This is a genomic window from Leptospira alexanderi serovar Manhao 3 str. L 60 (assembly GCF_000243815.2).
GTDB classification, from domain to species: domain Bacteria; phylum Spirochaetota; class Leptospiria; order Leptospirales; family Leptospiraceae; genus Leptospira; species Leptospira alexanderi.
This window is the reverse complement of record NZ_AHMT02000002.1, coordinates 89,000-97,842: the sequence shown is the minus strand read 5'-3', so window position 1 is coordinate 97,842 and position 8,843 is coordinate 89,000. Positions and strand designations below refer to the sequence as shown.

Annotated in this window: 9 protein-coding genes; 3 read left to right on the top strand and 6 right to left on the bottom strand. The window is 39.2% G+C overall.

Annotation, left to right across the window (positions count from 1 at the left end; genetic code table 11):
* Positions 1-577: 577 nt before the first annotated feature.
* A complete protein-coding gene (locus LEP1GSC062_RS01260; protein WP_010577326.1) occupies positions 578-1,816 on the top strand; it encodes a BaiN/RdsA family NAD(P)/FAD-dependent oxidoreductase in 1,239 nt (412 codons plus the stop codon).
* Here LEP1GSC062_RS01260 and LEP1GSC062_RS01255 read toward each other — a convergent pair.
* Together LEP1GSC062_RS01255 and LEP1GSC062_RS01250 are read right to left on the bottom strand one after the other, a co-directional pair.
* Positions 1,813-2,148 (bottom strand): VOC family protein, encoded by a 336-nt coding sequence (locus LEP1GSC062_RS01255; protein ID WP_010577325.1) that lies wholly within the window; start codon positions 2,146-2,148, stop codon positions 1,813-1,815. The genes LEP1GSC062_RS01260 and LEP1GSC062_RS01255 overlap by 4 nt on opposite strands.
* Complete coding sequence (locus LEP1GSC062_RS01250; protein ID WP_010577324.1) at positions 2,145-2,423, bottom strand: GNAT family N-acetyltransferase; 279 nt, start codon at positions 2,421-2,423, stop codon at positions 2,145-2,147. Before LEP1GSC062_RS01250 ends, LEP1GSC062_RS01255 begins: the two co-directional genes overlap by 4 nt.
* Positions 2,424-2,624: 201 nt before the next feature.
* Here LEP1GSC062_RS01250 and LEP1GSC062_RS01245 point away from each other — a divergent pair, with 201 nt between their 5' ends.
* Positions 2,625-4,364, top strand: a complete 1,740-nt coding sequence (locus LEP1GSC062_RS01245) for a GMC oxidoreductase (protein WP_010577323.1) — start codon at positions 2,625-2,627, stop codon at positions 4,362-4,364.
* Between the two features lie 78 nt (positions 4,365-4,442).
* Here LEP1GSC062_RS01245 and LEP1GSC062_RS01240 read toward each other — a convergent pair whose 3' ends face one another.
* The gene (locus LEP1GSC062_RS01240; RefSeq protein ID WP_010577322.1) at positions 4,443-4,886 is read right to left on the bottom strand and encodes a DoxX family protein; all 444 of its coding nucleotides are present in this window, start codon (positions 4,884-4,886) and stop codon (positions 4,443-4,445) included.
* Positions 4,887-5,091: 205 nt separating this feature from the next.
* Positions 5,092-5,541 carry a MarR family winged helix-turn-helix transcriptional regulator gene (locus LEP1GSC062_RS01235; protein WP_010577321.1) on the bottom strand — a complete coding sequence of 150 codons (450 nt, stop codon included), beginning with the start codon at positions 5,539-5,541 and terminating at the stop codon, positions 5,092-5,094.
* 47 nt (positions 5,542-5,588) lie between these two features.
* On the opposite strand from LEP1GSC062_RS01235, the gene truD reads away from it, so the two are divergent.
* Positions 5,589-6,866: a tRNA pseudouridine(13) synthase TruD gene (gene truD / locus LEP1GSC062_RS01230; protein ID WP_010577320.1), complete on the top strand. Its 1,278-nt coding sequence runs from the start codon at positions 5,589-5,591 to the stop codon at positions 6,864-6,866.
* Between the two features lie 153 nt (positions 6,867-7,019).
* On the opposite strand, the gene LEP1GSC062_RS01225 is transcribed toward truD, so the two are convergent.
* Positions 7,020-7,847 (bottom strand): aldo/keto reductase, encoded by an 828-nt coding sequence (locus LEP1GSC062_RS01225; protein WP_010577319.1) that lies wholly within the window; start codon positions 7,845-7,847, stop codon positions 7,020-7,022.
* Positions 7,848-8,192: 345 nt separating this feature from the next.
* Entirely contained in the window at positions 8,193-8,756 is a 564-nt protein-coding gene (locus LEP1GSC062_RS01220; RefSeq protein WP_010577318.1) for a tetratricopeptide repeat protein, read from the bottom strand.
* Between the last annotated feature and the right edge of the window lie 87 nt (positions 8,757-8,843).

The following is an 8,843-nucleotide window of genomic DNA, read 5'->3' as shown; positions in this document are numbered from 1 at the left end:
TGGAAAGGTTCGGGAAATTTTTCTCTATCAGAAAATGATACTTTTCGCAAGTAAAAAGTCTCATTCTTGTCGGAACACTTGAAAAATATCAGCTTTTGATCCTTATTATCCCAAACTTCTTAACTTGTGGGTAAGGTGATGATAGGAAGGTGTTTGCTGAGTTCCATTAAACTTTACTTGAATACTGTGAATTGCTTCCTAAGGGCGCAATTCAGGGAGTGAGATTGAGTTCATCAGAGAGCGATCAATCTGCCACCGGCCTTCTTGACTCCGTCGAATCAAGAATATCACATTCGGAACTGTCTTACGTCCAAGAATCATACTAATCTATTGGCGCTCGGCGGGATTGGGACGCGTTCTTAGTCTCTTAACGCCGCAGACCTTTAGTGAATTTATAGATTTTTAAATTACCTTTTCACCGTTAAACATAATAGGGGTCCCTGCAATTTTTGATGTTTTGAGACGGACGCTTGGTTGCGTTCAAGGTTCCTAGATAAATACAGAGTGCAAAATCAGAAGTTCATTTTTGAATGGAAGGAATGAGTTCTTATAAAAATCGGGTGAGGAATTTTTGGTTATGAGTTCTGAATCGGAAGAACGACCGAAGATTGCAGTCATAGGAGGAGGGGCGGCGGGATTTTTCGGAGCGATTCAAATTGCTTCCGAAGGAAATTGCGATGTCACTCTTCTGGAAAAAGGAAAACAATTCCTTTCCAAGGTGAAAATTTCCGGAGGAGGAAGATGCAACGTTACGCATCATTGTTTTGATCCGGAAATCTTGAGTAAAAATTATCCTAGAGGTGAAAGAGAACTCCGTTGGGCTTTTGAAATTTTCGGGCCTGAAGACACCATCCGATGGTACGAACAGCGGGGAGTCCTATTAAAAGCCGAAGCCGACGGAAGAATGTTTCCGATCACGGATTCTTCAGAAACAGTAATTCAAGCATTAATGCAAGAGGTAAAAAAGACCGGAGTAAAACTGAAAATAGGGATTGAGATTCATTCCGTGAAGCCGATCCCCGATTCTAAATTTCAAATTAAACTCAAAAGCGAAGATACGTTAGAATTTAATAAAATATTATTTGCGACCGGTTCCGGAAGAAAAGCGTGGAATTGGCTCCAGGCACTAGGACATACTATATCGGATCCGGTTCCTTCTTTGTTTACATTTAAAATCGTCGATCCCCGCCTCGAAGATCTGTCGGGACTTACCTTTGAGAATACGGAGTGTTCTCTTGTCGAATTCGGTTATTCTCAACTCGGTCCTTTGCTTATCACACACTGGGGAGTCAGCGGGCCTGCAATCTTAAAACTTTCCGCAAAAGGCGCAAGGGAATTATTCAACAAAGAATACGAAACAACTCTAAGAATCGACTTCGTTCCCGGAATGAAAAAGGACGAGGTTCGAAAAAGGATCGAAAAGGAAAAAGAACTTCATCCCTCCAAATTCATTTCCAACACACCCGTTTTAGGAATTCCAAGAAGATATTGGGAAAGAATATTAAAAATTCATTCTATAGATCCATCCAAAAAATGGTCCGGCTTATCCTCTAAAAATTTACATGAAATCACCGAAGAACTTACAGATGCAAGATTTAAGATTTCCGGAAAAGGAGAATTTAAGGACGAGTTTGTGACCTGTGGGGGAGTCAGTCGTAAAGAAGTGAATTTTAAAACTATGGAAAGTAAGGTCGTTCCTGGAATTTATTTTGCCGGAGAGGTTTTGGACGTGGATGGGGTTACGGGAGGGTTCAACTTTCAGAGCGCGTGGACCACTTCCTATATTGCAGCTCGCGGAATTCTCGATTCCGTTTAAAACGGCCAAGGGTTCGGATAGGAAGAATATCCCAGAAGATTGCCGTCCGGATCCTTAAAGTATTTTGTATATTCACTTTCTTGAATCCATTTTGGAAGACTTTTCAGATCTGCAGACTTCAAACAAGAAGTGGAGAGAATCAAAGCCTTGGGACCTTTTGTGCTCGTATCGATTTCGATCATCAGAATCGTATCACCCGCCCTAAACCAAACCGAACGAAGAGACTGATCCGGATTTTTATTCTCTCTTATTTTTTTCAAACCGGGAAGTGATTCGTAGAATTTTTCGAGAATGTTTATATTTGGAGAACCAATCGCGATATGATGTATCATCTTACGACCAGATCGTTATAATTCGGATGCCTATTCAAAAAAGTTACGACATACGGACAACTTGGAATGATTTTTTTATTTAGGGAACGAGCCTTATCCAAGGCGGTTCGTGCAAGATCCGCGGCAAGACCTTTACCGCGAAGCTCGGAGGGAACATAAGTCGAAACTAAATCCCAGATATCACCTTCTTCTTTATACAATAGATAAGATTCATGATCGCCCAGAGAGGTGTAAAATTTGGATTCTCGCTCGGAATGGATGACTCTCGTATTCATTCTTCAACTCTAAGGGTTTGAAAGGAATTCATCAAGCTGAAAGAAGAACAAAAGTTAAAAATCAAGATCAAACGTTCCTTTCGGTTTGAAGATAACCTATTTTACTTTGAAAAAACCGATTCGAAGAATTTTGGCTTTCCATTTATGGGAAATAAAAGACTTTAAGCCACTAAAAAAACTTCGATAGGACTGGAACCGCAAATGAGTTTAGATTCGACTTTAAAAAGGAAAGAAATTCTTTACGACTACGATTATATCGTAGTCGGCTCAGGTTTTGGAGGAAGTGTCTCTGCGCTTCGGCTTTCGCAAAAAGGGTATAAGGTGGCCGTTTTAGAATCAGGCAAACGATGGGACAGCTCCGAATTCCCTAAAACAAACTGGAACTTACGCAAGTTCCTTTGGTTTCCGAAACTTTTCTGCTTTGGAATTCAGAGAATCAACTTTCTAAACGACGTAATGGTTTTGAGCGGCGCAGGAGTAGGCGGCGGAAGTCTTGTCTACGCGAATACGTTATATATTCCTCCCGAACCATTCTGGAAAAAAGCGATCGTCCAAAAAATGGGAGGAAAAAAAGGGATCCTTCCTTTCTACGAACTTGCGAAGAGGATGTTGGGCGTTGTGGAAAATCCGAAGACTTGGGAATCGGATCGGTATATGCAGGAAACCGCAAAAACTTTCGGAATCGAGAATACGTTTAACAAAACTCCGGTGGGAGTTCACTTCGGTAAAAGCGGCATCGATCCTTTTTTCGGAGGAGAAGGGCCGGAGAGAAATTCCTGCAACGATTGCGGCGGTTGTATGGTCGGTTGTCGTTATAACGCAAAGAATACTCTTGATAAGAATTATCTTTATTTTGCGGAGAAAGCGGGAGCAGTTGTTCTTCCGGAAACGAAAGTTTCCAAGTTGATACCGTTAGGTGAAGATGGTTCGGAAGGTTATGAAGTTTATACTGAGAGAACGACTTCTTTTTTTGGTTACCCCAAAAGAATCTATAGAGTAAAATCCGTCGTTCTTTCCGCCGGGGTTTTAGGGACCTTGGGTCTTCTTTTAAAGATGAAAGAGGAAGGAATTCTTCCTAAACTTTCCAAACAGTTGGGACAAGTCGTTCGAACCAACAGTGAATCGTTAATCGGAGTAACACTCAAAGACAAGAAAGCGGATCTATCCCATGGAATTGCGATCACTTCCAGCGTTTTTCCGGACGAACATACTCACATAGAGCCGGTTCGTTATTCGGACGGGGCCGACGCGATGAACAGTTTAGCCGCGGGTGTTCTCGTGGACGGAGGAGGGAGTATTCCGAGACAACTTCGATTTTTGATTGAAGTACTAAAACATCCGGTCCATAGTATCAGTTTGTTGAACCCTATCGGGTTTGCAAGAAGGACAATCATTCTTCTTGTAATGCAAACCGTGGACAATAGTATCGAGATCGTTCGTAAGAGAAGATGGATCTGGCCGTTCAAGAGAACTCTTTCTTCCACTCAGAAAAGTGGGGAAAAAATTCCTACTTATATCCCAATCGCAAACGAGTTTGCGAGAAGATTGGCTAAAATTTCGGGAGGGATCGCAAGAAGTAGTATCAACGAAGCTTTGTTGGATATTCCAGCTACCGCACATATATTAGGGGGATGTAATATAGGAGAGACTTCCGAAACAGGTGTGATTGATCTTCAGAACAAGGTTTACGGCTACCAAAATCTTAGGATTTGTGATGGCTCCATGATTCCAGCCAATTTAGGTGTAAATCCGAGTCTTACGATTACGGCTCTTACGGAAAGAGCGATGTCCTTCGTGCCTCCGAAAGAGAAGGAGATATTCAACTTTAAATTCGAAAAGAAGTGGGGTGTTATCGGTCTTTTCGGTAAGATAAAAAATGTCGCAACTACAACTGGGGCCCGTAAGAATAAACTGACCCCAAGAGCAAAAAGCAAAAAGTGATTAAAATATTCTAAAATTCAAATGTTTTCGGAAAGCCGTGGATTTGTTTTCCGCGGATTTCCGAAATAAATTCGGATCTTATTTGAGTTTCTCTTCGATTAGAGAATCTACGGAAGCTTTTCCGCCGCCTTTGATAAAAAGAACTACGGAAATTGCAATGTAAAGAAGGTGAAATTCGAATCCTTCTCCTTGTTGATTCGCGAACCAATTCATAAAGAATCCGTATTGCGAATGAACTACGGCCGCTCCTATCATGATGATTCCGATTCCGAACGCGGATAATCTTGTAAGAAAACCGAAGATCAGTCCGAGCGCTCCGAGAGATTCTCCAATGATTATGAGAAATGCGATCGGTGAAGGAATTCCTAATCCGACGAAATAGCCCATAGTTCCGGTAAAACCAAAACCGCCAAACCAGCCTAAAAGTTTTTGTGCTCCGTGTGGGAACATTACAACTCCTGCAACTACTCTGAGAACCAGAGATCCAAGATCTGAATCTGTTTTAAAAAATTTTTGAAGCATTTGTTTCCTCCTAAATGATTCCAAAATGTTCATTCATTATTTTTTTTGATAGTGAATGACTTCAATTTACAGCATTGAAAACGTTTTTTACGCGTCTGAATTTTCCAATGAGTTCGCTAAAATGTAGAACTTCCCTTTTAAACCTTGGGGTTATATTTCGATGTTAAATCGTTTATGTTCAAAGTATAGGTTTGAAAGAAAAAGTTCATACTGCCTTCAATCCGATTTCCTTACAATAATCACCAAGATCTAAAAGTTGATTTTCCGACAAAGAATCAAACTTGTGAACCAGAGAAACCAAAAGATCAGGAAACGCTTCTTGTACGAGCTTTCGTCCTTTGGGGGTTAAGTGAATGATGATATAACGTCTGTCTTCTTTGCTCCGAACTCTTTGAACGAGTTTTCTCTTTTCGAGATTATCTATAATTTGAGTGATGTTTCCTTCGCAGGAAAACAACTTTTGTCCAATTTCCTTTTGGCACATCGGACCTAAATGGATAAGAGTTTCTAAACAACCAAATTGCCCCGTTGTCAATCCGTATTTCGAGAAAACCTTCTCTTCCAATTGGCGAATCGAGTCGGAACAACGGCTAAGCTTGATAAATGCGTTCAGGACAGCCGTTTCTCGATTGCTTCCTTTGTAGTGAGTTCCCATAAATACTTTAAATTTAAACTACTATTTTAAAACGTACCTTGTGGTCAATGAATTTTTTAATTCAAGATTGTTCTTGTGAGAAGTTTCCATACTTTGGAACTGTGACAAGTCATCCGTTTAGTGGGTTTTTAGTTTACGATTTGAAACAGAAGCCGGGAGATTTTCGGGTCGAAGAAATTCTTCGTCCCGGTTATATACAAAAATCCGGAAAATGGACGATCTTCCGACTTCATAAATCCGGTTGGAATACGCTGGATGCTCTCTTAAAAATTTCCAAGGAATCCAAAGTCTCTATCTCCGAGATCGGATATGCAGGTAAGAAGGATCGGCACGCGACCACTTCTCAATATTTAAGTTGTCAAAAACCTTTGAAAATTCCCAAGGAACTCGCGAACGTTTTGCAATTGGAAAAAATAGGTTTTAGCGAAAAATCCTTGAGTCCAGAAGCAAACGCCGGCAATCGTTTTGTTCTCATTCTTAGAAATTTGCCCGAAAAAGAAATTGAATCGGTTCGGAACAATTTTGAAAAGATCGGTAAAAATGGTTTTATCAATTACTACGATTCGCAAAGGTTTAGCCGATTTCATCCGGAGTTTCGGCTCCCCATTTTCCCGTATTTGAAAGGGGATGCTGAAACTTGTCTAAAATTGATTTTGACAGATCCCTATGCGGGAGAAAAAAAGCAAGCTCGGGATCGAAAGAAAAACATTCAGGCTGCTTGGGGAAACTGGTCTCAATGTAAAAAATGGTCTGACAACAAACTGGAAAATAAAATCTTTTTCAGTTTAAATCGGGAAAAGAACCCGACCCAAAAAACGTATTCTGCTTTGATTCTTCAGTTTCCTGAAGAAGAATTGTTGATGTTGATCTCGTCGATGCAATCCTTAATCTGGAACGAATTTGTATCCGAGCTTTTGATCTCAGAAGGATGTTCCGGTGTTCGGATCAAAACTAAGACGGGATCTTTATTTTTTCCCGAAGAATCATCCATCGAACCCTTGTCACCTTTTCGAAACCTTTCGGTTCCAGGGGAACCGGGAATGTATAAATTAGAATATTCTAAAAAAGAAATAGACGTTTTAGGAAGGATTCTCAATTCGAGCGGGCTGGATGAAACAGTATTCGACCATTCTCCTTTTGCGAGTATTAAAATGAATTCCTTTGAACGAAAAATAAAGGTGATTCCGGAAAACTTTCAGATGACGGATTTCGAAGAAGACGATCTGCATCCGGGAAAAAGGAAAGTGAAAATATCCTTTCAACTCCCTTCCGGTGTTTATGCGACGATGCTGGTCAAACGATTGATGCTTAGAGCGAATATATAGAACATAATCAAAAATAACTTACAGCGCGTCCCAAAATCTGCGGAAGCGATCCTAAATGCTGATGAAGCCGAAGACTTTGGAATAGACTCTTCATACAGTTTTCGAATCATTAATAGAAAACTTTGTTCTTGTATATAAGATAAGCTTCGATCGCTAAACGACTTCGGAAGGATCCCAACAGGTTCTGAAATTTTCATCCAAAGAATTCAGAATTTTCATATCTTCTTCGGAAATCTTAAAGTCGAAAACTTTTGAGTTCTCAACAATTCTTTCTTTTTTTGTGGATTTTGGGATCACCACAATCTTTTGTTCAATTGCCCAACGGATCAAAATCTGCGCCGACGTTTTGTCGTATTTTTTTGCGATTTCTACGATCTTCGGATCTTCGACTTTTTGCCCATGAGCGAGAGGACTATAAGCCTCGAGTTGAATCTTATGCTTTTTACAATATTCGAATAGATCGACCTGGTTTAAAAAAGGATGAAATTCCACTTGATTGACCGCGGGAGTGATCTGAGAATTTTTTAATAACTCTGTAAGGTGAGAAATCGTGTAATTACTAACTCCGATTGATTTACAGAGTTTATCGTGATACGCTTTTTCTAATTCTTTCCAAGAATCCATTCTTTGGGAAGTCACCGGAAAGTGAATGAGATAAAGATCTATTTGATCGATTCCTAATTTTTCGAGACTAGTTTCAAGAGCCTTTCTTGTTTTGTCTGACCCTTGATCCGCATTCCAAAGTTTTGTAGTAATGAAAATCTCTTTTCTTGAAATCCCACTTTCTCGGATCGCTTTACCTACGTCTTCTTCGTTGGAATAAATTTTCGCAGTGTCGATATGGCGATAACCCGCTTCCAAAGCATTTAAGACTGCCTCCCTACATTCCTTACCGGATTTGGTTTTCCAAACTCCAAGTCCTAAGATGGGCATTGAAAGTCCATTGTTGAGTGTAACTGTTTGGTTTAACACATTTTGCATCGTAGAATTCCCATGATATTGAGACGATTCTGAAACCGAATCAAAACTTTTAAAGATAAAAATGCCAAAATAATTCTATGATATCATGAATAAAAGAATATTCTAAAGACTTGGAACTTCTTGGCAGATCTTCGAAAGTTTTGCTCTTAGTTTTAAAGTATAAATAAGAAATATCATAAGATTTCAAGGCAGGCTATTAACGAAATTGTGTAGATTCGTTTTGTATTATCCAACGAAATCTCCTCACAAATCCAATTTGACTGAAAGTACATTGTCTTTGTTTTATCTGATATTCTCTATAACTAAAACGAAGTTATTATTTGTAGTACTTTTGTTCCCGTCTTCTCATTCCTTTTTTAGTTCTTCAATTTTATATTTTGCATCTTTTTTAGGCTTATCGTATTCGACTGGCGCGGTATCAATAAATTTCTGATAACTTTCAATCGCTTGCTTTTTATTTCCCATACGAGTATAAATAATTCCTAAATTAAAATATGCTTCTGTAATAGAGTTATCTATATTAACTGTCTTTAGATAGTTTTGAAGAGCTTTTTCGTTGTTTTGCTGCTTTTGATGAACGACACCGAGATTGTAAAAAGCTCTTGCATAAGAGGGATTTCTTTCGGTTGATTGCGTAAAATAAATGATTGCTTGATCTAATTTACCTTCATTCAAATAAGTAACGCCGATATTATTCACATATTCGGGATATTGAGGGTGTAGCTTCGAGGCTTTTTCGAAAAAGGAGCGTGCTTGGATAAAATCTCCCTTACTCAGTAAGGCAATACCTTGTTGATTGAATTGAAACGCTTTTGACTGTTCTTCCATTGTCGGTAAGGCGTCTCCAAAGTAATTTGTAGAAATTCCGAAAATAACCACAAAAAGAATAATTAACTTTCTTTGATTCATAACTAATTTTTAATTTTCCTATTTAACCAACTCTGTCGGAGGGATTTGATTTTCTAATCAATTTTTCAAAAAAATAATTTTATAAAT

Bases quoted from the DNA above. Each gene is read 5' to 3' on its own strand.
- LEP1GSC062_RS01220 (WP_010577318.1), bottom strand. From the start codon at position 8,756: ATGAATCAAAGAAAGTTAATTATTCTTTTTGTGGTTATTTTCGGAATT.
- LEP1GSC062_RS01245 (WP_010577323.1), top strand. From the start codon at position 2,625: ATGAGTTTAGATTCGACTTTAAAAAGGAAAGAAATTCTTTACGACTAC.
- LEP1GSC062_RS01225 (WP_010577319.1), bottom strand. From the start codon at position 7,847: ATGCAAAATGTGTTAAACCAAACAGTTACACTCAACAATGGACTTTCA.
- LEP1GSC062_RS01235 (WP_010577321.1), bottom strand. From the start codon at position 5,541: ATGGGAACTCACTACAAAGGAAGCAATCGAGAAACGGCTGTCCTGAAC.
- LEP1GSC062_RS01260 (WP_010577326.1), top strand. From the start codon at position 578: ATGAGTTCTGAATCGGAAGAACGACCGAAGATTGCAGTCATAGGAGGA.
- LEP1GSC062_RS01240 (WP_010577322.1), bottom strand. From the start codon at position 4,886: ATGCTTCAAAAATTTTTTAAAACAGATTCAGATCTTGGATCTCTGGTT.
- LEP1GSC062_RS01250 (WP_010577324.1), bottom strand. From the start codon at position 2,423: ATGAATACGAGAGTCATCCATTCCGAGCGAGAATCCAAATTTTACACC.
- truD (WP_010577320.1), top strand. From the start codon at position 5,589: ATGAATTTTTTAATTCAAGATTGTTCTTGTGAGAAGTTTCCATACTTT.
- LEP1GSC062_RS01255 (WP_010577325.1), bottom strand. From the start codon at position 2,148: ATGATACATCATATCGCGATTGGTTCTCCAAATATAAACATTCTCGAA.